General features: G+C 48.9%; 24 protein-coding genes. 7 read left to right on the top strand and 17 right to left on the bottom strand.

What is annotated here, in order from left to right; genetic code table 11:
• Position 1: 1 nt before the first annotated feature.
• The 3 genes from GS501_RS01635 to GS501_RS01625 form a co-directional block, all read right to left on the bottom strand.
• The gene (locus GS501_RS01635; protein ID WP_237442366.1) at positions 2 to 745 is read right to left on the bottom strand and encodes a helix-turn-helix domain-containing protein; all 744 of its coding nucleotides are present in this window, start codon (positions 743 to 745) and stop codon (positions 2 to 4) included.
• Positions 717 to 1,823 (bottom strand): tRNA dihydrouridine synthase DusB, encoded by a 1,107-nt coding sequence (gene dusB / locus GS501_RS01630; RefSeq protein ID WP_160830135.1) that lies wholly within the window; start codon positions 1,821 to 1,823, stop codon positions 717 to 719. Before dusB ends, GS501_RS01635 begins: the two co-directional genes overlap by 29 nt.
• A 66-nt stretch (positions 1,824 to 1,889) precedes the next feature.
• Entirely contained in the window at positions 1,890 to 2,159 is a 270-nt protein-coding gene (locus GS501_RS01625; protein ID WP_160830134.1) for a hypothetical protein, read from the bottom strand.
• Between the two features lie 103 nt (positions 2,160 to 2,262).
• Here GS501_RS01625 and GS501_RS01620 point away from each other — a divergent pair, with 103 nt between their 5' ends.
• On the top strand, positions 2,263 to 3,336 hold the full coding sequence (locus GS501_RS01620) for a quinone-dependent dihydroorotate dehydrogenase (RefSeq protein ID WP_160830133.1): 1,074 nt from the start codon (positions 2,263 to 2,265) through the stop codon (positions 3,334 to 3,336).
• 102 nt (positions 3,337 to 3,438) lie between these two features.
• Here GS501_RS01620 and GS501_RS09925 read toward each other — a convergent pair whose 3' ends face one another.
• Positions 3,439 to 3,579, bottom strand: coding sequence for a hypothetical protein (locus GS501_RS09925; protein WP_237442365.1), 141 nt, complete (start codon positions 3,577 to 3,579; stop codon positions 3,439 to 3,441).
• On the opposite strand from GS501_RS09925, the gene GS501_RS01615 reads away from it, so the two are divergent.
• Positions 3,578 to 5,095 carry a glycosyltransferase family 2 protein gene (locus tag GS501_RS01615; RefSeq protein WP_160830132.1) on the top strand — a complete coding sequence of 506 codons (1,518 nt, stop codon included), beginning with the start codon at positions 3,578 to 3,580 and terminating at the stop codon, positions 5,093 to 5,095. The two genes, GS501_RS09925 and GS501_RS01615, sit on opposite strands and share 2 nt — an antisense overlap.
• Positions 5,096 to 5,196: 101 nt before the next feature.
• Here the strand turns inward: GS501_RS01615 and GS501_RS01610 are convergent, their stop codons facing one another.
• The 7 genes from GS501_RS01610 to GS501_RS01580 form a co-directional block, all read right to left on the bottom strand.
• A complete protein-coding gene (locus GS501_RS01610; RefSeq protein WP_160830131.1) occupies positions 5,197 to 6,636 on the bottom strand; it encodes a sugar porter family MFS transporter in 1,440 nt (479 codons plus the stop codon).
• Between the two features lie 90 nt (positions 6,637 to 6,726).
• Positions 6,727 to 8,148, bottom strand: coding sequence for a sugar porter family MFS transporter (locus GS501_RS01605; protein WP_160830130.1), 1,422 nt, complete (start codon positions 8,146 to 8,148; stop codon positions 6,727 to 6,729).
• Positions 8,149 to 8,255: 107 nt separating this feature from the next.
• Positions 8,256 to 9,269, bottom strand: coding sequence for an asparaginase (locus tag GS501_RS01600; RefSeq protein ID WP_160830129.1), 1,014 nt, complete (start codon positions 9,267 to 9,269; stop codon positions 8,256 to 8,258).
• A gap of 50 nt (positions 9,270 to 9,319) precedes the next feature.
• Positions 9,320 to 9,823 carry a Fur family transcriptional regulator gene (locus GS501_RS01595; protein ID WP_160830128.1) on the bottom strand — a complete coding sequence of 168 codons (504 nt, stop codon included), beginning with the start codon at positions 9,821 to 9,823 and terminating at the stop codon, positions 9,320 to 9,322.
• 58 nt (positions 9,824 to 9,881) lie between these two features.
• Positions 9,882 to 10,811: an RNase adapter RapZ gene (gene rapZ, locus GS501_RS01590; RefSeq protein ID WP_160830127.1), complete on the bottom strand. Its 930-nt coding sequence runs from the start codon at positions 10,809 to 10,811 to the stop codon at positions 9,882 to 9,884.
• Positions 10,812 to 10,918: 107 nt separating this feature from the next.
• A complete protein-coding gene (locus GS501_RS01585) occupies positions 10,919 to 12,631 on the bottom strand; it encodes an ATP-binding protein (protein ID WP_160830126.1) in 1,713 nt (570 codons plus the stop codon).
• Positions 12,632 to 12,717: 86 nt separating this feature from the next.
• Positions 12,718 to 13,470, bottom strand: a complete 753-nt coding sequence (locus GS501_RS01580; RefSeq protein WP_160830646.1) for a response regulator transcription factor — start codon at positions 13,468 to 13,470, stop codon at positions 12,718 to 12,720.
• A gap of 274 nt (positions 13,471 to 13,744) precedes the next feature.
• Between GS501_RS01580 and GS501_RS01575 the strand changes: the two genes are divergently transcribed.
• The 4 genes from GS501_RS01575 to infC all read left to right on the top strand — a co-directional run bounded on the left by GS501_RS01575 (position 13,745) and on the right by infC (position 18,049).
• On the top strand, positions 13,745 to 14,359 hold the full coding sequence (locus GS501_RS01575; RefSeq protein ID WP_160830125.1) for a nucleotide exchange factor GrpE: 615 nt from the start codon (positions 13,745 to 13,747) through the stop codon (positions 14,357 to 14,359).
• 25 nt (positions 14,360 to 14,384) lie between these two features.
• Positions 14,385 to 15,344 (top strand): glycosyltransferase family 9 protein, encoded by a 960-nt coding sequence (locus tag GS501_RS01570; RefSeq protein ID WP_160830124.1) that lies wholly within the window; start codon positions 14,385 to 14,387, stop codon positions 15,342 to 15,344.
• A gap of 81 nt (positions 15,345 to 15,425) precedes the next feature.
• Complete coding sequence (thrS, locus tag GS501_RS01565; protein ID WP_160830123.1) at positions 15,426 to 17,372, top strand: threonine--tRNA ligase; 1,947 nt, start codon at positions 15,426 to 15,428, stop codon at positions 17,370 to 17,372.
• A 122-nt stretch (positions 17,373 to 17,494) separates the two neighbouring features.
• Positions 17,495 to 18,049 carry a translation initiation factor IF-3 gene (gene infC, locus GS501_RS01560; RefSeq protein WP_160830645.1) on the top strand — a complete coding sequence of 185 codons (555 nt, stop codon included), beginning with the start codon at positions 17,495 to 17,497 and terminating at the stop codon, positions 18,047 to 18,049.
• Positions 18,050 to 18,110: 61 nt separating this feature from the next.
• Here infC and GS501_RS01555 read toward each other — a convergent pair whose 3' ends face one another.
• Complete coding sequence (locus GS501_RS01555; protein ID WP_160830122.1) at positions 18,111 to 18,977, bottom strand: methylenetetrahydrofolate reductase; 867 nt, start codon at positions 18,975 to 18,977, stop codon at positions 18,111 to 18,113.
• A gap of 43 nt (positions 18,978 to 19,020) precedes the next feature.
• On the bottom strand, positions 19,021 to 19,971 hold the full coding sequence (locus GS501_RS01550) for a metalloregulator ArsR/SmtB family transcription factor (RefSeq protein WP_160830121.1): 951 nt from the start codon (positions 19,969 to 19,971) through the stop codon (positions 19,021 to 19,023).
• Between the two features lie 304 nt (positions 19,972 to 20,275).
• Here GS501_RS01550 and metE point away from each other — a divergent pair, with 304 nt between their 5' ends.
• Positions 20,276 to 22,600, top strand: a complete 2,325-nt coding sequence (gene metE, locus GS501_RS01545; RefSeq protein WP_160830120.1) for a 5-methyltetrahydropteroyltriglutamate--homocysteine S-methyltransferase — start codon at positions 20,276 to 20,278, stop codon at positions 22,598 to 22,600.
• A gap of 9 nt (positions 22,601 to 22,609) precedes the next feature.
• On the opposite strand, the gene GS501_RS01540 is transcribed toward metE, so the two are convergent.
• The 4 genes from GS501_RS01540 to GS501_RS01525 all read right to left on the bottom strand — a co-directional run bounded on the left by GS501_RS01540 (position 22,610) and on the right by GS501_RS01525 (position 26,203).
• Entirely contained in the window at positions 22,610 to 23,530 is a 921-nt protein-coding gene (locus GS501_RS01540; RefSeq protein ID WP_237442364.1) for an ABC transporter substrate-binding protein, read from the bottom strand.
• Between the two features lie 85 nt (positions 23,531 to 23,615).
• Positions 23,616 to 24,161 carry an MliC family protein gene (locus GS501_RS01535; RefSeq protein WP_160830118.1) on the bottom strand — a complete coding sequence of 182 codons (546 nt, stop codon included), beginning with the start codon at positions 24,159 to 24,161 and terminating at the stop codon, positions 23,616 to 23,618.
• On the bottom strand, positions 24,161 to 25,627 hold the full coding sequence (locus tag GS501_RS01530) for a glycosyltransferase family A protein (RefSeq protein WP_160830117.1): 1,467 nt from the start codon (positions 25,625 to 25,627) through the stop codon (positions 24,161 to 24,163). Before GS501_RS01530 ends, GS501_RS01535 begins: the two co-directional genes overlap by 1 nt.
• A gap of 33 nt (positions 25,628 to 25,660) precedes the next feature.
• The gene (locus GS501_RS01525) at positions 25,661 to 26,203 is read right to left on the bottom strand and encodes a hypothetical protein (protein WP_160830116.1); all 543 of its coding nucleotides are present in this window, start codon (positions 26,201 to 26,203) and stop codon (positions 25,661 to 25,663) included.
• Positions 26,204 to 26,262 lie beyond the last annotated feature (59 nt).

The raw sequence follows: 26,262 nt of genomic DNA, 5'->3' as shown, positions 1-26,262 counted from the left end.
CTTATTCCCCTTTGGGTATGACGATAGCGAAATCACGAATACGTTTTCTTAATGTATTACGATTAATCCCCAACAATTCAGCCGCACGAAGCTGATTCCCACCGGCATGACTCAATACCATTGATATCAAAGGCCGTTCCACTGCACCAACAATATGAGCATGGAGATTTTGCTCACCGGCTTCCAACCCTGCCGTAATATAACGACGCATCACAGGCTCAAGCAGTGCGGATAGCCCCAACGATTCCCCTTTAGACAGAAGTCGTATAGCCCGAATACGCTCAGGGCCTAAACACTGACTCGCCTCCAGAGAGGTCAACCAATGATACAAGCTTTCTTCAAGATCACCATGCTGTAACAAAACAGAACGCTCATAGCGCGTCGCAACAATCACTCGAACGCGTGCATCATTGTGCGTCAAAAAATCAACAAAACGCTTTTGCAAAGCGGGACATAAACAATCAACCTCATCAATCAATAATGTCCCGCCCTGCGCTTGTTTAATCCAATTTTTTTCAGGAGAATCAAACAACCGGTCTGCACGTAATCCACGAGGAACAGCTCTTAAATGTGCCTCAACAAAATTACCTGCTGCATAAGGACTATGATCATGAAGATGTCGGGCCACTTCTCGCCGTTCAATGCCACTCGTTCCATATAAAAGCAGCGTGCGCAGTGCTGATGATTGAGCCTCACCTCTAGTCACAAAATTTGCCTCATGCCGCATGTCGTGCTGTCGAGACATGTTCCCTATCACGCACGAACCCCGCAGCAATATGCCCATCATAGAACTTGTCGAGTAAGGAAATCACCTCTTCTGCCTGGGTTAAACGGTTTACTTCTGCCCGAAATGCTGCTGACCCAGGCAAACCAGCTGAATACCAAGACACATGCTTACGGGCCAAACGAAGCCCAGGATATTCACCAAAATGCTCCAACATCATGCGATAATGTTTCAGAACAATCGCCTTTTCCGTCGCCAAATCAGGATCAGGCACATCCTGCCCTGTACGCAGCGACGTGACCAACTGAGCAAGGAACCACGGACGACCGTAACATCCACGCCCAATCATCACACCATCAGCTCCTGATTGATGCAAAGCATCGCGTGCCGAGGCAATTGTGGTGATATCGCCATTAACAATGACAGGCAATTTGACAGCGTCCTTCACCTGGCGAACAAATTCCCAATCAGCGGTCCCATTATAGAACATTTGTCGAGTTCGTCCGTGCACCGTCACCATACGAATGCCCGCCTCCTCTGCGATGCGTGCTAGGCGAGGCGCGTTGAGACTCGTATGATCCCATCCCATCCGCATCTTTAAAGTCACCGGAACATTGACCGCTTTAACCGTTGCTTCCAACAATCGCGCAGCCAAGCACTCATCGCGCATCAAAGACGATCCAGCCATTTGACCAATGGCTACTTTTTTGACGGGGCACCCAAAGTTGATGTCAATAACATCCGCTCCGCCTTCGACAGCCATCTGAGCTGCTTTGCCCATGGCCTCCGGATCACAACCAGCAAGTTGGACGGCATTAAGACCATCCTCACCAGCCGTGCGCGCCATACGAAGTGTCGCTTCATTCTCACGGATCATTGCCCAAGAAGCAATCATCTCCGAAATGACCAATCCTGCCCCCAACTCACGGGCCAAACGGCGGAAAGGCAAATCTGTCACACCGGACATTGGAGCCAGGATAACGGGATCCTCTATAACCTTTCCATCTCCTAGAGAAATAGGAGGCAAGGGAAAGGCCGATCCAGCAGTCGCACCGTTCGATGCCGCTACAGAAGATGATGTGGAGGGAAAAACATTCATAGTCTGAGAAATCTAGCGTTCTCCGCCAAAAATCGCAAATATGACCTTACAGGAATCATGTATTTTTTACCGAGAACGCCGCTTAGCGCCACCGATTTCAATCGCATGGCGCGCCACACCCTCGGCTGTAATGATAAAACGACCATCTTCCCTCTGCCGTGCAAAACCCCGCTCCTGAAGTCGCTCAAGACAAGGACGATCTTTCAACGATTGACGAAAGTCTGGGATACGCGCTCCTGCTGGCGCTGCCACCGGGCGCCCCCCGTCACCACTGAGCAGCAATCTATGCAATGCAGAACGGCAGCACGTCTCAAGATAGGGTTCATCCCACGTCATTTTGCCTCTACTACCTTCAAGAATAATGGGTATGCTTCCATAACATAGGCCATGAGAGGCCCTGATGTGGTGATATCTCCATTAAAATCAAAGGGGAAGAAGAATGATTGACACCGGGAAGATAGCCAGCTGGATGTTGCGTCAACTTGATCCAGAGCTTGCCCATGAGATTGCCATCCGTTCAATTGGGGCAGGCCTTGCAGGGAAAACCACCCCGGATGACCCTTCTTTAAAAACTCATGTTCTTGGGCTGTCCTTCCCTAACCCCATTGGTCTCGCCGCAGGGTTTGATAAAAATGCACGTGCTATCCGTGGGCTCGCCCATTTGGGCTTCGGCTATGTGGAAGCAGGCACCGTCACCCCACGCCCACAGCCAGGCAACCCACGCCCTCGCCTTTTCCGTCTTCTCAACGATGGCGCCATTATCAACCGTATGGGATTTAACAGCTGTGGCATTGATCAATTCTGCCAGAATTTGGCTCATCTTTATCGCCCATCACACAACGGGACTATCCATACTGGCTCTCATCCCATCGGGATCAATTTAGGTATCAACAAAATAAACGCCCACCCTCTGGAGGATTATCCAGCGCTCATTGGACGCGTCAAATCCTACGCCGATTATATCACCATCAATCTTTCATCCCCCAACACGCCAGGGCTGCGCGACCTACAAAGTGCTGACATGTTGAGCCAGATATTAGATGCCATCCAACAAAAACATTCTGACCGCCCACCGCTTCTCGTCAAACTCTCTCCAGATATTGATGATGAATCTTACGAGCCTATTGTCGAGGCAGCCATTAATCACGGCGCAAATGGTCTCATTCTAACCAACACAACACTTGCCCGCCCCCAGACCCTCTCATCGCCTCATAGGCACGAAGCGGGTGGATTATCGGGCCGACCTCTCACTGAACGATCACGCCATGTTCTTCAACATGTCTCGCAGATCTCAAAAGGTCGTTTGACGCTTATTTCTTCGGGGGGGATTGAAAGTGGATACGACATCCTACAACGGCTACAAATGGGAGCAAGTCTCGTTCAAGTCTATACATCATTCATTTATGAAGGACCCACTGTTCTAACACGCCTCAAACATGAACTATTAGACGCCATGTCTCGTGAAAACGTTAAATCCCTTTCCGAGATAAGCGCGGTCTCTTCCGCCTCATAAACCTACTCTCCACATACAACTTACAGCAAGTAAACAGCGTGAGATGCCCCTATTCTGGCATCTCGCCCATTTGTTTGTTACTCATGAATTTTGTCCAAAATTTTATGTCGCTACTTCTGCTTCCATATACCCGTAATTCGCATTACGATGCAGAGAGATAAGGAAAGCGCTGGCTCTGAGGTTAGCTCTTTTCTGGCTGAAATAATCGTATCGTAACCCAATAATGGAGATGGTGTGCCTCATGAAAACTGCTTTGGTCGGTATTGTCCGTAATGAGGCTCATGATATTCTTCCTTGGCTCGGTTGGCATGCCCTATTAGGGGTCGATACATTCATCATTTTTGATGATGGTTCGGATGACGGAACGTTAGAGCTTCTTAAAGCCGCCTCAGCCCAGCACGATATCCGTATATTCCATATTGATGACCTACAAGAAACACCCTGGAAAATACAACAACCTGTGGGAGAACGTCAGCGTATTGTCTATCTTGACGTCCTCACAACGTTGAAAGATGAATTCGACTGGATTGGCTTCATTGACACGGATGAATATCTAGCCCTCCACCGTCATAATAACTTGAAAAATTTTCTCCGGAGTTTTGATCATACCGTTGGGGCTGTTGGCATTAACTGGTGTATCTACGGCAGTAGCGGTCATATCACGACGCCAGATCTCCCACCTTTCCACGCTTTTACACGTCATAGCGCGCTTGAATCTCCTATTAATCGTCATGTGAAAACCTTCATCCGCCCACAGCTTTGGAATGGTGAATGGATTAATCCCCATTACTTCCCGCTTTCTGAGGGCCGTTATGTTGACCCGCAAGGTCGTGACATAACCTGGTCAGCCGTTCCTGGCATCACGGATACGTTGCCAGACTGGAACACCGCCCGCATCATGCACTACCAGGTCCGCAGCCTAGAACATTTTATTGAACGAGCACGCCGTCGTCGTGACCTCAGGCTGGATCTGTCGTATTTTGATACGGAGGGCGACAATGAATGCCAAGACAGCCGCCATCAGGGACGCACCCCTCTTGTCCTTGATTGGATGCGCGGTGCTGTTTTCCAAGGCGTTGCTCAAGCCCTAGACGCATTACCCAGCTTTCAAGAAGATGACGCTTCCCCCATTTCAATGGCAAAATTACCGGGGGAACATAACCTTTCTGTATCACGCCTCATCCCTTGGAATGACAGCAAACTTGAAATCCATGGATCCCGTGCATGTGCTCAAGATCTTGGGAAAAACAACACAGCGTTATTTATTCTCCAAAGTAACTCGGCCCCCCATCAGGGTTTTATTTTCTCGCTCGATCAAAAAAATAATATTCTCGATTTTTCTATCCTTGCCGATAGCCGCCTCACAAGCATGCTGAGCTATGATATTATTCTGACAAATCAGGTTGGTCATATCGCTCTGCGCCAGACAGGGGGGATGAGTCGCCGTCGTGCTTTCCTTACAACCGTTCCTGGAGAGCCTTTGATCTCAGACAGATCTGATATCAATTTGTGGGAAACATTCCGTCTACACACCACACAACATGCCCCCGATGGACGGGAATGGTATGACCTTCCCTTCATTCGCCTCGCCGATAACGTCATGAGGCATCCTGTCTCTCTTTCGGTGATCACACAACTCTTCAAAAAGGACCAACTCGCAACAGTTCGTCTGTTGCCACTGCTCTACGCAGCACTTCCTCCTGTAGAGAAGAAGCTCCTTCGGGCACAGTTGGGTGCCTTAGTGCCTTACGTCTTGTAATCTAAAAGATACATTCACCTCAGATTTGTATTCCAAATAAAGAAGCCCTCTCCATAACATTGGAGAGGGCTTCTTTATTTATTTTTACTGTTCTGCAAAAACTAACGACCGATGCTCCGCAGTCTCACACCGCTCATCAACCGCTTCTCAATAGCCGCCAAGGACATTCCCTTGGTCTCGGGAACATAAAGCTTCGTGAATACAAAGAATAATGCATTCAAGGCAGCAACCAACCAAAAGGTTTCAGCAGCCCCCAGCATTTCCATTAATGGTAACGCACTAAGCCCAACCAGCATGTTTGTAATCCAGTTCGTCAATGTGGAAACCGCATTTCCAAATTCACGTCCACCTACTGGCTGAATTTCAGCACACAATACCCACATCAGCGGCCCTGCCGACATTGCATGGCCAGCACAGAACACCATAAGCACAAATACAGCTGCAAGCTGTGAACTCTCACTTCCCATGCCCGAATTCAACAAAAAGCCCAGCGCCGCCATAGACACCGCCATAACCGTAAACCCAACATACAGAATAGGTTTACGACCCCATTTATCGACCAGCCCAATAGCAACAAACGTCGCAAACATGTTCACCATTCCGATGATCGCTGTACACCATACACGCGATTGCTCATCAAAATGCGCTGCCTCCAAAATCTTTGGGGCATAAAACATAACAACATTAATACCGGCAAATTGCTGCATAGCCTGGAGCATAATGCCAAGCCCAACAGAACGACGAAAATTAGAATTCGTCCTAAACAATTTGAAACCTTCTTGCTTGGTTTCTAACTGTGCACGAATTGCTTGAATTTCCTTTGCTGCTTCCAACGGATCATTGCGCAAATCGAGCAAGATCTGACGCGCTTCGCGATGCCGCCCTTGCATCACCAACCAACGAGGACTGTAAGGCAAGAACAAAACACCAACCAAGAATAAAGCCGCTGGAATAGCCGCAACGCCAAACATCCAACGCCAATCGCCGCTATATGAGAAATAGGTATCGGACAAGAAGGCAACAAAAATACCCACAGTCAGCATCAACTGATAGGTTGATATCATTGCCCCACGGGACTCTTCACTCGCAATCTCTGCCAAATAAAGAGGGGCTGTAAATGCCGACAGCCCGACAGCAATCCCCATAACAACACGAAATGAAATCATCGAAGGAATGGACCAGCTGAGCGCACAACCCGCAGCCCCCACCACAAAAACAGCCGCCCCAATAATGAGAGATCTCTTACGTCCCAAATGATGGGATAACCACCCAGCGCTCACAGAGCCTAAGGCGGCCCCCGCCATCATCGCACTCACAACCCACGACAATGCCAATGTCGATGCATGATATTGACGACCAAAGAAGTCTAACGCCCCTGAAACCACGCCGATATCAACACCCGACATAAATCCAGCAAGAGCAGCAACGACCCCAATCGCTATAATTTTGAATCGCGTTGGATCAAAAAATGATACGGAATCGTCCTGGTTATCATTTTCAGACGTGTTGATACTCTCTTTACGGCCCTCATCATCAACCATAATCGTGGGTAGACCTTTCCTTTACACAAAAAAAGACACACATCCATTATTACATTCAATAATAGAATATGTGTCTTTTAATATTATAAACTAGCGACCTAAATTGCGAAGCTTTACACCACTCATCAGACGCTTCTCGATAGTTTCCAGCGTCACACCTTTTGTCTCTGGAACAAAAAGATAGATCATAACGATAGCAAAAACGTTAAAAGCTGCAAATATCCAGAACGTATTAGCAGAACCAAAGAACTCAAGCATACTCAAAAAAGTCGTACCAATGAGAAGGTTGCAGAACATATTGGTTCCCGTTGAGAGAGAAAGCCCTAAATTTCTCCCTGCTGTCGGCTGAATTTCGGCACAAATGACCCATGCCAAAGGCCCAGCAGACATGGAGAACCCCCCAACAAAGAAAATAACCGCAGCCAATGCTGACATCTGTAAAACAGTCGAGTTCGGCCCATGTGCTAGAATCATTGCTAGAGATGCCATACTCGCGGCCATAATAGCATAACCCGTATAAAGGATTGGTTTGCGGCCCCAACGATCAGAATATCCAACAGCCACAAAAGTCATCAATACATTGACGAGCCCAATAACTGCCGTACCCCACATTTGGCCAGAAGGACTGAATTTAGCCACCTCTAAAATGCGCGGTGCATAGTACATAACAATATTAATACCCGCGAATTGCTGCATTAATTGCAACAACATCCCCAACGCAACAGAACGACGAAAATTGGAATTTACCTTAAATAAATGCCAGCCATCTTGTTTAACCTGAAGATTTTCAGCAATGGAATCCAACTCTTCATGTACACTCTCTGGATTATCACGAAGAAGAGACAACCCTTTAAAAGCTTCATCACGAAGGCCACGCATTAACAAATCACGTGGGCTGTGTGGTAGAAAAAAGAACACAACAGCCAAGCATGCAGCTGGGATCGCTTCAACCAACAACATAGAGCGCCATGAGCCGCTCGGCGCTAACCAACTATTCGAAAAAAATGCTAAGAAAATCCCGATCGTTAACATGAGCTGATAAGTTGACCCCATCGCTCCACGTGATTCTTTACTTGCGATCTCTGACAAATAGGCAGGCGCAGAAAAAGCTGAAAAGCCCATTCCCAGACCACAAATGACCCGAAAAATAAACATTTCTATGATTGAGCTGCTTGATGCACATCCAAAGGCACCAATAGCGAACATCGCAGCAGATACAATCAACGCATATTTACGACCAACAAATTGGCATAGCGTCCCACCTGTAAACGCTCCAATAATGGCCCCAATCAACATTCCACCTACGATCCACTCAAGAGTGATCGTAGATGCATGGAATTCAATTCCAAAGGGTTTAAGGACCCCTGAGACAACACCAATATCCAACCCACATATCAGACCCGATAGTGCTGCGATAATACATACAGTCAAAACTCGTCGCCGTGCTGCCACGTTGACCTTGGATACCTCTCCAGACTCTGGAACGTTCGGCTCCTGAGATGTCGTTTTCATGAGGGATGCTCCTATTTAATGAGCGCTTTTAGGCTGTTCCAACGGCTTATCCAAAAAGAAACTTAAAATAAACTTCCCCGACGGCATTCCATCACAAGGCCGCTTACTTATGGCCTAACGGCATAAATAGAGCCTACTTCTATTCCGCGCCAATTTACATAGGTACGATGCATCCAATCTTCTAAAAACAGCTCATCCGCTTCTGTTCGGCACAAACTATGCTTGCCAAAGCGCTTCAATAGTGCTGTCAGGAAGACTTCTGCTGCGCGTGCTGCACCATCCTCAGCTTTCACGACAATGCCCAAACCTTCCTCAGGAAGTGCAGCAACCATAATCCCTTCTGCTCCCATTTTAACGAAAGCACGTTCACCAAAACGCTCCATGATTGCTGTGTCATATCGATCTGTTCCAGCAACCATAAAAGGATGCTCAGCAACCGCTCGACGCAACCGAGATGAGGCTTGCGCTAAAAAAGGCTCTAATCCTGTTCCTGTACCAAACCGTGCTAAGCCTAACGCTAATGACCGAAAAGGAATGGCATAAGTCGGTAAAGAGCACCCATCTATTCCACGATTTTCTTTACGATGAGGTGCTGCCGTAACCTGCTCAAGCACAGACGTAACACGTCGTTGGATCTCATGATCAGGATCCGTATACCCGGCAGGATCAATACCTTGATCACAAGCCAGACATACCATTCCTGCATGTTTCCCTGAGCATGTATTTTGCAAACAACATGCCACACTATGACCCTGAGCCGCCCATGCACGTGCAGCAGGTTCATAACTTGGCCAATGGGCACCACACTCCAACACCGTTTCTGTATGCCCAACACGCTCCAACATTGAAGCGGCCAATCGCGTATGGATTTCTTCTCCTCCGTGAGAAGCACAGGCTAATGCTAGAGCATCGTTTCCTAAACCCAAACGATCAGCCGCTCCGCTCGCAACCAACTCAAGAGCTAAAAAGGCCTTTACTGTTGACCTAGGAAATAAGAAGCGCTCTGCATCACCCAAGGACCAGACGACATTCCCTTCTGTATCCACCACCACAGCACACCCACTATGCCGAGACTCAACGCGTCCACCGCGCTTTACTTCTGCGAGTAAACCGTACTCCATCCCCACCATAACTCACCTTATTCTCAGAATTATTGCTCTTCTATCAGCCGTTAATGCGCTAACTGGGCATGACACCTAGCACATAACCCTTCAATTTCTACTGTTGCCGCTTCTGCTTGAAAGCCATAAGCACGCGCGGAGGATAAAAGGACCGTCGCGACAACATCCTGCTCTAACTCTTCAACTTGCTGACATTGTCGGCAAATGAGGAACTGGGCCCGGTGCACCCCCCATGTGCCATGCTCTCGACAGCCCCCCCCACATTTCAATGCATGTCGGCATCCCACAAAAGCGCTCAAACGTTCGATACGATGCACCAAACCATGTTCTAATAAAAAATCTAGGGCACGATAAACCGTCGGCGGGACAGCCCTGGGTTGCCATTGCCGTAAACGCGATAGAATATCGTAGGCGCCAGACGGCTGTTTCTCTGAAAGAACAAGCCCTAATACCTGACGTCGCGTCTTTGTGAGACGTTGACCATGCCGGCTGCACCACTGATCAGCATCATCAAGTTGCTTAATAATTTCTTCTGAAAAATTCGTTTCTACCATGTCTCTTACTTTCAGGAATTACTGATCTCACACCCTCCACGCTCTAAAAATCATATGATCAGGCGTTACCCGTCTCTGGAGGGATGGCCCAGCGCCACGAAGCCAATCCCTGCCGCGCCAATTCACGGTGTAAAACCATTACCGGCACGTGTGTTTCCCCTATGTCATTCTCGAAAAGCGCAAGATCTCGCGCTAATGCTTCAACAATGGTCACTGAACGATGACGTCCACCACTACATCCAATAGCAATCGTAACGTATTTTTTCCCCTCAGCGATAAAGCGAGGCAACACAACCCGAATTAATCCCAAAACATGCTGGTAAAAGGGCGCATAAAAGGGATCTTCCTGAACATAATGCGCGACATCAGCCTCAAGCCCTGTCCGCGGACGTAATGTCTCATCATAATGTGGGTTACGAAGAAACCGAGCATCCAAGACGATATCTGCCTCGCGTGGTAGACCTGCAGGATAGGCAAAGGACATAAGCACGACCGAAAGATCGCTCCCTGCCCCTTCTCCAAAGCGAGCGGTTATGAGACGGCGCAACTCCGGCACCGGCAAATCAGACGTATCAATCACTAAATCCGCATCAGCCCGTAACGGTTCTAAGAGATCGGCTTCCTGCTCAATGCCGGTTAATACACTGCCCCCACTCACCAATGGATGACGCCGCCGCGTTGCCGTAAAGCGCCGTAAAATCACATCATTCTCTGCCGTGGCATAAAGCAACTGGACCGCACAATGAGGCAATGCCCTCAAACGTGACAAACGCTCCAACACCCGATGAGCCTCAAACCCCCGGCTTCGAACGTCAATCCCAATCGCTAGCCGTTTACCCGCACTACCTGTTAACGCATCCAAAAGGTCTAACGGTGGATTGTCGACCACTTCATAATCCAAGTCCTCCAACATTTTCAAAATGGAGGACTTCCCGGCACCAGAGAGCCCCGTCACCACCACGATACGCCGAGAATGATGATCCGTCATTTTTGACACTCCAACTGCACGACTAAAAGACACTCATTATAACCATAACTACAGAACCATACTGCCTATGTTATAATGGGAAAAATTTTTATAATCTCTCATTACCATCAACCACATCGTGGCAGCCGAACAACAAAACGCGCTCCAATGATATTGGTTTCTAACATATCAGCTGTTTTGTCATATCGATTTTCTGCATAAAGCTCCCCATCAAGCGCCTGAATAATTTGGCGACTAATGGCAAGGCCTAATCCAGAATGCTGACCAAATCGCTCATTCCCAGGGCGCTCAGAGTAAAAGCGTTCAAAAATACTCTCTAATTTTGTTGGAGGAACCCCAGGTCCTTCATCTTCCACACAAATTTCAATATCTGACTTCAAAGAATGCTCCCCAGTGGCGCGCTCCTCCCCCCGGCAAGGAGCTACATGAATCGTGATCACACCCCGTGGGGGGGAGAATGATATCGCATTGCTAATCAAATTACGCAGCACTTGAACAAGACGGTCCTCTATCGCACGAACACATAATGTATCCGCCGGAGATGCCGTTTTTAAAACGAGAATCGTATCATCTTCACTCCGCGTTGTTTGATGCATCTCTACGATCACACCAAGAAGCGAAACAATATCGACACAATCACGCTGACCTCGTCTTAGATCACCCTCAACACGACTTGCGTCTGATATATCGGTAATAAGACGGTTAAGGCGCAGCACATCCCCCTGTAAAATCTCCAGTAAACGATCGCGCGCTTTAAGATCACGAATACGTGGCAATGTCTCAAGAGCTGAACGAATAGACGAAAGCGGATTTTTTAATTCATGGCTTACTTCAGCAGCAAAACGCTCTGTATCATCGAGCCGTGCCCAAAGTGCCAAAGTACTCCGCCTTAACGCCCGTGCAAGGGACCCAATCTCATCCTTACGGCTGAGCAAATTTTGAGGCACGCAATCTTCCCGTCCCTTCCCAGAACCCGGCTCTCGCATGTCATGAGAAGCCGCCACAAGGCGTCGTAAGGGACGCGCAATCGTCAATGATAAATACCACGACAAGAAGACAGTGACACATAAGGTCAGCAACAAGAGCGATAAAATGGACGACCTAACGGCAAACAAAGAACGATCAATTTCTGGAGCATGTCGCGTTAACTGTATCTCACCCAATGTCTTACCATCGTGGATGATAGGCTCCACCACTGTAATCACCAGTTCATGAGCATCTGTCCGGCGAATATAGGGCGGAAGCTCTACTTGGGCGGGTACAGCTTTTCCACTTTTCTCTATTGTCTTACTATTTTCATCACTATCAGCCGAATTATCAAGCGGGACAGGCCCTTCATCCGAGGTGAGAGGTAGCCTTAATAAAATCCAAGCATAGAAGCGGTCCACCAGACTATTCTGGGGCGGTTCCCACCGTCCTTCACTCGTATTTCCCCCTTGTTCTGGATGACTTGCCTGAAAATCTCGATGACTATCGACCGATAAACGACCATCAAGATCATACAAACGCGCATGGGCATTCAAACTTGAGTCCATGAGGCTTTTCAACAGAGGACGAGCCAAATCCACATCAAGACGGGCCGCATTCCATCCCCCACGTCGAACTGCGGATTCTCCTAAGGCTCCCGCATAAATATGCGCTTGCTCGCGCAAAGCCGTCACATCCGCTTCCAAAAGGCTGCGCTGATACTGATTGATGTATAAAAGCATCCCTGCCAGCAAAATAAGCGGCAGAATATTCACCAACAGCATCCGCCCCAACAAAGGGGAGAACCAATGTTGTAGCTTGATCAGCCAGGTAAAAAGAGAACGCCTCGTCATTTATTTCACCCAGCTCTACTCAATCATCAACCCTCTACCATAGCCTATCTGCGTAATCTCACTCGTCCCTGCGCCAGGGAGGGAAGCTAGGCCTCTCGGTAGCGATAGCCTACGCCATAGAGCGTTTCGATTTGATTGAAATTCTCATCAACTTGTCGAAATTTTTTCCTGACACGTTTGATGTGACTATCAATTGTACGATCATCAACATAGATGCTGTCCCCATAGGCCGCATCTATCAATTGATCACGAGATTTCACAAGCCCTGGCCGCACAACCAAGGCCTTCACAAGGAGGAATTCCGTCACGGTTAAAGCAACTTCTTTTGAATTCCATAAACATTGATGGCGTGCCTCATCCAAAGCCAAAGCGCCACGCATTAGAATGGATTGCCCAACTCCGGCCTCGCCCGTTGCCTCGGCCTGACTCACCTCATGACGCCGCAAAAGCGCTCTAATCCGCTCTACCAGTAATTTAAGTGAAAATGGCTTAGTAATATAGTCATCCGCCCCAAGGCGAAGCCCCATTAATTGGTCCATTTCTTCATTCTTAGACGTCAAAAAAATGACTGGCATATTGGAGCGCGCGCGCAAACGTTTCAACAGCTCCATACCGTCCATCCGTGGCATTTTTACATCCAAAACGGCCAATGATACAGGACGCGACAATAACCCCTGGAGCGCACTCTCCCCGTCAGTATAGGTATGAACCGTAAACCCTTCAGCTTCGAGGCTCATCTGCACCGATGCGAGAATATTACGGTCATCATCCACTAAGGTGATAATGGGGGCACCCTCCGCCCGTGTGCCCTGGGTTTCATCCAAGGAACTCTTCTCCATACCCGCCAGGCTAGGCTTTGTCATGATCGCTCCTATGGTCGTCTCGAACCATGTAACGTTCTTTCTTAATTACCAAGAAGAACTAAGGCTTCTCGGATGTTAGCATGAAATACAAACATCGCTCAAACATCACGATTTCTGCGACCCTTAGAGAGAATCAAAGACTTATACAATGCATCTTCCCCCTTGCTTTCATCGCAATGATCATTATTTGGACAAGCAGGTGGGGTCGTCCTGAAGGCCCATTTCCAGAAAGACGCAACAGGGGCGTGCTATGACAGAACAAAATCCTCATACCGAGACCGAACATCAAGAAACAAAGCAAGATAACACAGCATCACACACCTCCCACAAGGAAGAGCATGGTGCAGAAACGCCAGCAACAGAAACCACACCAGAAGAACGTATTGCAGCCCTTGAAGCTGAATTAGAAGAAATGAAGAATCGCTGGTTACGCTCTGAAGCTGACAACCAAAACCTCCGCACACGCGCTAAGCGTGATGTTGAGGATGCCCGCCAATATGCGGTTCAGAAATTTGCTAAGGATGTCGTCGAAGCTGCTGAAAACCTTCAACGTGGTGTTGCTTCTCTTCCTCCAGCAGAAGAAGGTGAAAGCAACATTATCACACGCTTGAGAGAAGGTTTTGAAAGCACCGAGCGCTCATTTATCTCCATTCTAGAGCGAAACGGCATCACACGCAGCGATGCTCACAACAAACCATTCGATGCGAATCTTCACCAAGCTATGCAAGAGGTTGAATCCCCCGACCATGCACCTGGTTACGTTGTGCAGGCCTACTCACCAACATGGCTCTTAAAAGACCGTCTCCTAAAGCCAGCTATGGTTGTTGTCGCCAATAGTGCCTCTACAGGTAAAAAACCTGAATAATCAGTAGTCTTGGGAATCTGATCGCATGGCTCATATCCTCGTCATCAAACATGGTGCACTAGGGGATATGTTCCAAGCGTTCAGTGCCTTTGCTTCACTTCGTCACGCCTTTCCTGACGATCATTTAAGTCTTCTCACGAGTTCGCCTTACATATCTCTGGCACAAAAAAGCCCGTGGTTTGACAGTGTTATCGTGGATAATCGACCTAAGCTTACAGACTGGCGTGCCCTACTCTCGCTTTATCGCCACATCCGACGATTTGATCGTGTTTTTGACCTCCAGAATTCTGGGCGCACAAGGCTTTATTTCCGTTTTACCAAGCCCCCTTTCTGGTCAGGGCAAATTCCTCAAGCCAATGCTCCGCACCTCAATCCCATGGCGCGGCAGATGCACACGCTTACCCGTCAGAATGATCAACTTCTCGCCGCAGGGATCACGCCTCGCCCACGCGAAGTCCCCATGTGGCTCGTTGAATATGGCCCAATCATAACAGAGCCTTACGTCGTCTTAGTCCCTGGAGCGGCGTCCCACCGCCCAGCCAAACAGTGGCCGATCGAGCACTTCTCCGCTCTCGCCACTTATTTAAAAAATTGTGGGTTAACACCGGTAATCGTCGGAGCCCCAGCTCACAAATCACTTGGCACCTCCATTACGCAACATGTCCCCAATGCCATTGACCTCACAGGACAAACCTCTTTGATTGAGCTCTCAGGGCTAATTCATCAAGCACACTTCGTGATCGGTAACGATACAGGTCCAATGCATATCGCTGCGACTATGGACCGCCCTAGCCTCACTCTCTTTTCCTCAGAGAGCGATCCACGGCGATGCGCACCACTTTCCCTCACTCCTGGCTATAGCCAAATGCTTCTCGTTGACGACCTCACAAAGCTTACCGTGGAGCGTGTTACCGCTTATCTCGCCTCCTGGCCTCTTCTCAAACTTGAGCCACAGAGAAAAAGAGTGCAAAGTCCCACCCCCTGATGAATCACAGGGTGATGTTGCTGAGTCGTAAGCCTCTCACCCTCCATATGCCATTAACGCTTTAGACCAAGGAGTACTCTCATGCCTGCCATTACTCTGCCCGACGGAAGTATTCGCACCTTCGATGAGGCAGTAACAGGCACGGCAATCGCCAACTCCATTGGTCCAGGCCTCGCCCGTGCAGCTCTCGCGATGGAAGTCGATGGCAATCTTGTTGATCTTGCGACGACCATCACGCACGATGCAGCGCTTCGCTTCATTACACGTAAAGATGACGACGTTCTGGACATGATCCGTCATGATGCAGCGCATGTCCTCGCAGAGGCCGTGCAAACTTTATGGCCTGGAACTCAAGTGACCATTGGCCCCAGCATTAAAGACGGCTTTTATTACGATTTTGCACGTGACAAGCCCTTTACCCCCGATGATTTCGAAGCCATCGAAAAGAAGATGGAAGAAATCATTGCCAAGGAAACAGCTTTCGAACGTGAAGTTTGGGATCGGAATGACGCTATTCGCTTCTTTGAAGAACGCGGGGAAAAATTTAAAGCAGAACTGATACGTGACCTTCCCGAAACTGAGGAAATTTCCATCTACCGCCAAGGGGAATGGCTCGATTTATGCCGTGGACCACATCTGCGCACAACGGCTGACGTTGGTAATGCCTTCAAGCTGATGCGCGTTGCCGGCGCCTATTGGCGCGGCGATCATCGCAACCCTATGCTCACCCGCATTTACGGCACCGCATGGCGCGATAAAAAAGAACTTAAAGCCTATCTCCAACGTCTTGAAGAAGCCGAAAAGCGCGATCATCGCCGCATTGGCCGAGAGATGGACCTTTTCCATATTCAAGAAGAAGCCGTCGGTCAGATTTTCTGGCATGCTAAAGGCTGGCGCCTCTATTCCACTGTTCAAGACTATATGCGCCGTGCTCAGCAACGCCATGATTATCAAGAAGTTCGTACGCCTCAGCTCGTAGATCGAGCGCTATGGGAGGCGTCTGGCCACTGGGATAAATATCGCGAAAATATGTTCATCGCGACCGTTGAGGATGAAGATAAAACTCTCGCCCTCAAGCCGATGAACTGCCCCTGTCACGTTCAAATTTTCCGCCACGGGTTACGCTCTTATCGCGAACTTCCACTCCGTATGGCAGAGTTTGGCGCTTGCCATCGCTATGAACCTTCTGGCTCCTTACACGGAATCATGCGCGTGCGTGGTTTTACACAAGATGATGCCCATATTTTCTGCACAGACGACCAGATCGCTGATGAAACAGCACGTTTCGTCACCATGCTAGGGGAAGTTTATAAAGACTTCGGCTTCGAGAGCTTCCGCGTCAAATTCTCAGACCGTCCAGAAACACGTGCAGGATCGGATGATGTATGGGACCGTGCTGAAAATTCTTTGAAACGCGCCTGTGAAATGGTTGGTGTTGATTATGAACTCAACCCAGGTGAAGGTGCCTTTTACGGACCTAAGCTAGAATTCGTCCTCACAGATGCCATCGGACGTGATTGGCAGTGCGGAACCCTGCAAGTGGATTATGTCCTACCAGAACGGCTGGATGCCTCTTACATCGGGGAAGACAGTGCTCGCCACCGTCCCGTCATGTTACACCGGGCTATTCTCGGCAGTTTTGAGCGTTTCTTGGGAATCTTAATCGAACAATTTTCCGGGAAATTCCCCCTTTGGCTCGCACCAACTCAAGTCGTCGTTGCAAGCATCGTGACAGATGCGGCTGATTATGCTCAGACAGTTGCTTCACAACTGCGTCAAGCAGGGCTTCACGTTGAACTCGATACGCGTAATGAGAAAATCAATGCCAAAGTACGTGAGCATAGTCTTGCACGCGTTCCCGTTATTTTGGTTGTTGGCCGTCGTGAGGCTGAGGAACAAACCGTCAGCATGCGTCGTTTAGGCCAACAAAACCAAAAAGTGTGCTCCCTGGATGACGCAATTCATGAGCTCAGCCAAGAAGCACAAGCACCTGATATTGCGCGTCAGAAAACAGATACGCATATCTAGGGAAGACAAGCCCTTGCACCTCCCTCATGCCAGGGCTATGACTGAATCGGAATAACACATATCCCTCATCACCTTTTAAATAGGTCGATGGGAATAAGAGAATGAAGTGACAGGAGTTGACCATAGCTAGACCGCCGTTTAACGCCGGCCCTCATCGGGAGGGACCGCGCGTCAATGAAGAGATCCGTGTGCCGCAGGTCCGTGTCATCGACGCTGACGGCGAAATGGTTGGCATCATGCCAACTCGTGATGCACTTGCGCGTGCTTTCTCAGAGGGACTCGATCTATTAGAGATCAGCCCAACTGCTGAACCTCCCGTGGCCAAGATTCTCGACTACGGCAAATTCAAATACGAGCAGCAGAAAAAGCGTAATGAAGCTCGTAAGAAACAAAAGGTCATTGAAATCAAGGAAGTGAAAATTCGTCCCGGTACGGGCGAGCATGACTTCCAAACAAAGGCCAAAGCCGTCATGTCCTTCTTAGAGGATGGAGACAAGGTGAAGGTATCCCTACGCTTCAAAGGGCGTGAGGTTGCTCACCAAGAGCTTGGCTACAAGATGATGGAACGCATCCGCGCAGCGACCGAAGAAATTGCGAAAGCTGAACAACGACCACGTCTTGAGAACCGACAGATGATTATGGTTCTGGCGCCCAATAAACAGCGTGACGCCAAATAACCTTTCCTCAAAAAAGCCCTCCAACTGGAGGGCTTTTTTGTTAATCGCTCTTTTTAACGACTTACTCTAAGGATGATGGTACTTTTCCATGCCTTAGAAGAAGGCTCAATGCCGAGCACGGCACAGCCTGATTCAAAGTATAGAAATGAAAATGACCGACCTCTTCTGCTACCAGTTTTTGGCATAGACGATCTGCTAAAATAGCTGAAATTCGGGCGCGTACTGCTGGCGATTTATCAAGATCACCATAAAGAACACGCAATTCCTCTGGAATAGACGCCCCGCACATTGCAGCAAACTTCCATGCTTGGACTGCGCTACTCAAAGGCAAAATACCTGGAATAACGGGTTTGGTAATATGCGCAGCACTAAGACGATCACGAAAACGCAAGAAAATATCCGCATCGAAAAAGAATTGCGTAATCGCACGGTCTGCACCAGCATCGAACTTACGCTTTAAATTATCAAGGTCCGCTTCAGGACTGAGAGCTTCCGGATGCGTCTCAGGATAAGCCGCTACAGAAATCTCAAATGGCGCAATTTTCTTCAGACCACTCACTAACTCTGCGGCATTACGGTACCCTTGCGGATGCGGCTCAAACCGTTGCGCTTTCCCATCAACCGGCCGAGGGTCACCGCGCAAAGCAACAATATGGCGAATTCCGGCATCCCAAAAGGACCGAGCCACATCGTCCACTTCCCCTTTAGAGGCGCCAACACATGTCAAATGCCCGGCCAGCGGCACAGAAACACACTTCGCCATATCACACAGTGTTGCAAGCGTCCGGCCTTGAGTTGATCCTCCCGCACCATAGGTTACCGACATAAATCGCGGATCAAACTCCGCTAATGTCTGAGCTGTCTTCAGTAATGAAACAGCCCCGTCCTCTGTTTTGGCAGGGAAAAATTCGAATGAAATTTCGGGCATGACAAATAAATTTCCTCTTACATACGCGTAAAGCGTCCTTCAGTTATTTTGATTGAAGCTGACCAAGCCACATCTTCACAGTTAGTTCCCCTGCCAAAGCCTGCGTAGATACGAGATCCAATCCTGCTGAGTGGAACCAATCTTTCATTTGTTGATCGCTAAACCCCAAATACACATGGGCGTCGCGCATACGCAGTTCCTCCCTTTGGTGAGACGCAAAATCGACCACCAAAAGCTTTCCATCCGGCGTAAGAATGCGTGCCGCTTCTATGATGACGGCTGCAGGATGCTGAGCATAACGGAGTGCTTGATGGATAATCGCTAAGTCAGTCGCATTCTCAGCAATAGGAAGGGCGTAGAAGTTACCTTGCCGGAGATTGATTTTCTCTCCAGAAGCGGTTTGAGCATGTTCCAACTTAGCACGCGCCAAACGCAGCATAGACGGGCTACGATCAAACCCCAGCGCATGCTGACATTGCCCTGCGAGCAGCTCCAACATACGCCCAGTGCCTGTGCCGATATCCACCAGACTCCCGATGGGGGCGTCACCTATGATGTGTCGGATACCTGCTTCCACTTCACTCTCGGAAACATGAAGTGAGCGAATCGCATCCCATTCTGCGGCATGCACCTCAAACCAATCCTCAGCAGCGCCCATGCGTACATTACGCACAGCCTGGAGTCGCTGCCGATCCGCTCGGCCAAGATCATCCTCATCTTCCGATTCAGGCGGATGCCAATGATCCAAGGCAGAAAAAATAGGCTGCAAATCTTTTTCTGCTCCCAAAGCAAGAAAAACCCAGCTCCCCTCTTTTCTCCTCACAACAAGTTCAGCCTCAGCCAACACTTTGACATGGCGAGAGACACGCGGCTGGCTCTGCCCCAAAACTTGGGCCAGCTCCCCCACAGAGAGTTCCATTTCACGCAACAAACGTAAAATTCTTAAACGCGTCGGCTCCGCAAGAGCCTGAAAAATGATAAGGGCACGATCCATGAAAAGCGATATATAACCATTTCATTATATGTGCAATAGGATATTGACTATTTTTCGAAGCCCTGCCACTTCTTGGTGCGTCACGGTGGTGAGGCCTGATTCTATCGAGGGGTTCACCGAGATGAGGAAGAACTTGTTCTTCGGGAAACGAAGCCAAGCTGTTTCTCTCGCCAGGACACGACAACTACTGTCGACAGGGGCCTCTGCCAGGCTGTCTCCCCCTCCTTACCCCTTTGCCAAGGGACGGTTATGAGAGGAAGGCAGTTTGCATGGCTTCTGCCGCTACGCCACGAGGCAAATAATTATGACTGTGCACGTTGCGACACTCGGTTTCCCGCGCATTGGCGCCCATCGGGAACTCAAAAAAGCTCTTGAAAGTTTCTGGGCTGGCAATAGCTCTGAAGCCGATTTACACCAGACAGCGGCCCAATTACGCGCTGAAAACTGGAAGCGTCAGAAAGAGCAGGGCGCTGATATCCTACCGTCCAATGACTTTTCTTTTTACGATCACGTGCTTGATACCAGCACCCTCGTAGGAGCCGTTCCAGAAATTTACGGCAAATCCGAAGGGACTGTCAGCCTCGACACATATTTTGCAATGGCTCGCGGGCGCCAAACAAAAGGTGCTGAAGACCACAAAACATGTGACTGTGGTGGGCACCACCATCACGAAGGAGACGTCCCCGCCGCTGAAATGACGAAATGGTTCGATACCAATTATCACTATCTCGTCCCAGAATTTACACGCGACCAGACATTCCACCTGGCTTCAACAAAAATTCTTGACGAATACCGCGAAGCAAAAAAACAGGGATTTAACACACGCCCCGTCTTGTTAGGGCCTGTAAGCTTCTTATTGCTTGGCAAAAGCCGTGAAGAATCGTTCAATCGTCTCGATCTTTTGGGCAACCTGCTTCCTGTTTACGCTGAGGTTCTCAGAAAACTTCATGAAGAAGGTGCAGAGTGGGTCCAGATTGATGAACCTATTCTCGTGCTTGATCTTGATAACGCAGCTCGCAATGCGTTGAAGCAAGCTTATCAAAGCCTTACCAGTAGCGTTCCCACCATTAAGCTCATGCTCACCACCTATTTTGGTGAATTGGGTGACAATCTTGATACGGCACTCAGCCTTCCAGTCCATGGTCTACATGTTGATCTCGTAAGAGCGCCTCACCAACTCGATACACTCATCAACAAAGCGCATCCTGAACTCGTCCTCTCCTTGGGCGTTATTGATGGCCGTAATATCTGGCGTGCTGATCTCAGCGCCTTGTTGGATCGTTTGGAGAAAGTTGCACCACACCGCAACCTCATCCTCGCTCCTTCCTGCTCTCTTATCCACACGCCTATTGACGTAGAACGTGAGACAATCCTCGACCCAGAAGTGAAGTCATGGTTGTCCTTCGCACTCCAAAAGATTGAGGAACTCGCTACTCTCGCGAAAGCTCTCAATAAAGGACGTGATGCAGTCCGGGCAGAATTGAACAAAGCCGATGAAGCTGTAAAAAGCCGTAAAACATCGTCGCGCATCCACAATAAAACCGTGAAAGAACGTGCGGCTCAGAAGGACGCTTCCCTGACACAACGTCAGTCCGCCTTTCCAATACGCCAAAAAGCCCAGGAAGAAGCTCTCAACCTTCCTCTCTTCCCAACCACAACCATTGGGTCATTCCCTCAGACCAAGGAAGTACGTCAGGCACGTGCACGTCACGCTAAGAAAGAAATCAGCACAGCTGAATATGACGCGTTCTTAGAAAAAGAAACGGCCAATGCGATTGCATGGCAGGAAGAAGTCGGCCTCGACGTACTGGTTCATGGCGAATTTGAACGCAATGACATGGTGCAATATTTCGGTGAACAGCTTTCCGGCTTCGCCTTCACCAAGCACGCCTGGGTTCAGTCATATGGCTCCCGCTATGTTCGCCCTCCCATCATTTACGGAGATGTTGCACGCCCCAAACCCATGACACTGGATTGGTGGAAATACGCACAATCCTGCACCAAAAAGCCTTTAAAAGGCATGCTGACGGGGCCTGTCACCATCCTCAATTGGTCCTTTGTACGTGACGACCAACCACGCTCAGAAACATGTCGCCAGATTGCTTTTGCAATCCGCGATGAAGTTTTAGATCTTGAGAAAGAAGGGTGTCCCGTCATTCAAATTGACGAAGCCGCTCTCCGTGAAGGGCTGCCTCTTCGTCGTAAAGATTGGAAACACTATCTAAACTGGGCTGTCGAAAGCTTCCGCGTCACGGCAAGTGGTGTGCAGGATAAAACACAGATCCATACCCATATGTGCTACTCGGAATTTAACGACATTATTGAAGCCATCGCGGCTATGGATGCTGATGTCATTTCCATCGAGACAGCCCGTTCCAAGATGGAGCTGTTGGAGGCATTTACCCATCACCGTTACCCTGCCGAAATTGGGCCAGGTGTTTACGACATTCACTCCCCACGCGTTCCTTCCGTCGAAGAAATGGTGGCCCTGCTCAAAGCAGCAGAAAAGAAAGTAGAACGTCGTCAACTTTGGGTTAACCCAGATTGCGGCTTGAAAACACGTCGTTGGGAAGAAGTTCGCCCTGCGATTGCCAACATGGTTGCCGCAGCTCGCCAATTACGCGGCTAAACCCAAGACTTACGAAGGAGGCAGGGCGGATAATATCCGCCCTGCCTCTTCTTGTTTCAACGAGATCCCATAGAAATTATGGTAAAATTCCCTGACATCATCACACAGATCCATCCGATGGGCCTGTCCTATTGCAATGATCTGCTTCAGCCATTGCACTTGCAGCACAATCTCAGGGCCATATCGATCCCATAAGAATAACCCAGCCGGGTTGTGATAAATCTGTCCCTGTCGCACAGCGCGCAAACACGAAAAAATAGGCTGCTGCGAGAAATATTCCGTTTCAGTGATGGTTGCTGAGAGGATAATAATATCAGGATTCCACGCTAAGATGTGTTCTTGCGTGACGTCTATATGATTTCCCGACACCGTCGCCGCATTACACCCACCAGAGGCCCGTATCCATTGATCAATGATCGTGTGTGTCCCATCAATCTTTAACGGAGATAATGACGCAACATGCAATATACGTGGGCCAGCCCCGTATTCTCGCATATCCCCTAGCGATCCCAATAAAAACTGACGATAAGCTTTTGCTCGCTGAACAGCAAAATCTGTCTGTAAGAGAGATGCCGTCATATCGAGGCACTCTAAAAGTCCTTTGAAATCGGAAAACCCCAACGAAACTACCGCCAACCCCAGTTTGCGTAATATCTTTTCGTGAGAGACCTCTGAAGCAGGCAAAATGAGGAGATCTACCCCTAACTGCAACAAAAGCTCTGGGTTAAGGCCACCTGAACGTATAGGCTTAGCATGGCGTAATGTCGGAACTAAATGAAACATCCAAGGCACATCGTCTGGGCGCGCCGCACACGCAACCAGACGTTCCTGTGCCCCCAAAAGAATTAACCATGCTGTATGGGCTGGCCAAGCTTCTGCAATCTTTACAGGAGCACGTTCCTTAGAACGCGCTGCCTCAAAAACACTCATTCCCAGCATCGAAGCCAAAAACAACGGGAGACACTCTCGCCTTTTCACGGCTTATATCTCCTCATTTTTCCTCAATATACGATAGTTAGTGCCCTTGATCTTCACCGGTTTGAGCAGACTCACTCGGACTATGAGACGATATTTGAGGAGAAGGATTTAACGCCGACTTCGATGGCGCTTCTACCGTTACCACATGGCAATTAATGGCCGAATCTTCCCTATCGACACGAGAAAACATGGCCTCATCGCCTTCTGTTGTCCACGCGTACCGGTCAGCAACATACTTTGCTCCTGATCCTGAAACGATATTGGCAAAAACCAGCATTTTAGAATCAACAGGAAATGCTGCCAAAGCCGCCGTATCGGCATTCAGATAAGAGACAATAAAATGTCTCTCTGGAGGAAGCGATGCGACAAGCTCCTTCTGATCACTATTCGCCTTCCGTTCATCAAACGAACATTGATAATGAACATCTTGCCGGTTAACGCCCTCACCATGCGTCAAAGGAACGAGCATGCTTCCTTCTGACATCCCCACATTGGGAGACGCTGCCGAAGCGGCACCAGAGCAAAGGACCAACAACAGCACAGCACGCTGAACATAATGCTGCCAAGCCTTATAGTCGACCACTATGCTACCTCCTCATCATCCCACGCCTCATCGCCGCGACGGTAAATACCGAGCTGCGACACCATTCTACCCCATGCGTCTACTTTACGCTCATCATCACACACATCGGGCACGGAAAGATTCGCAAAAATCATGCGTGAGTCTGCCACACTGGCTGAACCAAAATTGGTAAACAACACACGAAACTCTAACGAAGGATAACGTGCTTCAAGAGCCGCTACTAAACGACGAAAGTCCGGCGTCAATGCATGTGAAGGACGATGTGTCCCTTCATAGTGCAAAGCATCGTGCCAATCCCGCACAAATAAAACACGATGAGTACCATCACAAAGCACATCTAACTTTGCAAGATGATCCGCATATTCTTGTTTCAAACGCCCCAGCTGGCTGTGAAAGAGTTCAACACTTGTGTGCTCTCCTTCAGGAATATCAAGACAATTATGATAAACAAGCAAACTATCTCGACAGCGCAGAGCATCCCAGTACCCATACAAACAAGCCGTTGAGAACAATCCTTGGAAGTCAGTCTCAAACAAGTGAATCAAACTATGGAATGGCGTGACAAAACCATCAAAGAAAGAAGAATCCGCCCTACCGAATATACGTTTGATGAAAAAATTCGTTTTTTCATCACCCCCCAAAGAAATGATTACATCAAATCCATTATCTTTGGGCTGTGTTATCGACTGAGGACGGTTACGGGCAGCTTCCATTTCTTCACGAAAAAGAAAGAGCTGCTCGTCACTCCGCCATGGCGCACGATAGAAAGGATCACCTTGAATCTGACGATGCACAATAATATTCCGGCTAACACAGTCAGGCGTTCCATGTGTTTCTGACGGCAAAGCCTCTAAACCACCACGTAGGAAAAAAACCTGGCCACGTTCAGGAGTGCGAAATTGCGGAAGCCCGCCATAGCCTGCCCTTAAAAAACGATGCGTGTGCTCGACATGTTCTTCACCATATTTCTCAAACCGCACATCCAAATAGCCAACATAATCAAGCGCACGAGCATGATACCCCACGCAAAAAGCCTGATGCATGGGCGCTATATACGGATCTTCCGCCGTACCAGAGCCGGAAGACACATCATTATCAATTTCTAATGTAATTTCTGGCATATGGTTCATATGACCATAGGCCTCAACCGCTTTAATCCAGGGCCGTTCCCAGCCAAATTCGCATGGACGACAATCATCCTCAAAAACCAGAATGACATCGCACTTCTTTTCTTCTTTCAACCACCAAAGAGCACGATTACGGTTCCACGCAATACCGCGATTATCTCCGGTGATGTAGGGCACATTAAGACGCTCTAAAAGCGCTGGGGTTCCATCCTGTGACCCATCATCAGCGACAACAAGTTCAAACGAATGCTGCGTAAAAGCACGTATATGCTCCACACATTGCCGTAAGATTTCCTTACGATTGTAGGTAATAATCCCAATACCCAGCTTAATTGCCACGCCCCACTCCAATAATGCTTGTTGTGCTGATACCTACAAACGCAATGACGACGCTGGCTTTAACGCCCCCCGTCGCCGGAAACTATACTTCCACTTAGACGAGCGCCGCATACCAGGTGGTGGAGATTGGCACGCCATAAAATACAAACCAATCACCAGTGCTGCCCGGGCACAGACATCCAAATACTCCCACAACCCCATAGCAGGCTCAATCCCATGCAGGCCATAAATGCCGTACAAAAGAATAGCGAGACTCCATAATCTCATACTCCGCAGCATAATGCGTGACGGATTCATAGCATTTTGCTGACCATGAGGGCGAAAACGCTGGAATACCAAAACAAGCGTGATGATCCATGCAATTGCAAAAAGCGTCTGCACCAGGACATCAGCAGAAGCCCCAACGAAGATAACTGGACCTATGAAAGACACGATATAGAATAATACAGCGCCCACATGAAAACTCGTCCCTAACGACCAAGCCGTCATCTTTTGAGGCAGCCTATTCACGATAGGCTGGAAACACCCATCGAGTATCGCATCATCTACACGCCGAGCCATTTCGGCTAGCTGCACAGTATCTCTCCCCCTCGTGATAGACTCTCTAGAATTCAAGCATAGACAACCTTACCGTC

The organism is Saccharibacter sp. 17.LH.SD (assembly GCF_009834805.1).
GTDB lineage: Bacteria > Pseudomonadota > Alphaproteobacteria > Acetobacterales > Acetobacteraceae > Saccharibacter.
The sequence above is the reverse complement of the archived record's forward strand: the minus strand, read 5'-3'. Positions and strand labels throughout refer to the sequence as shown.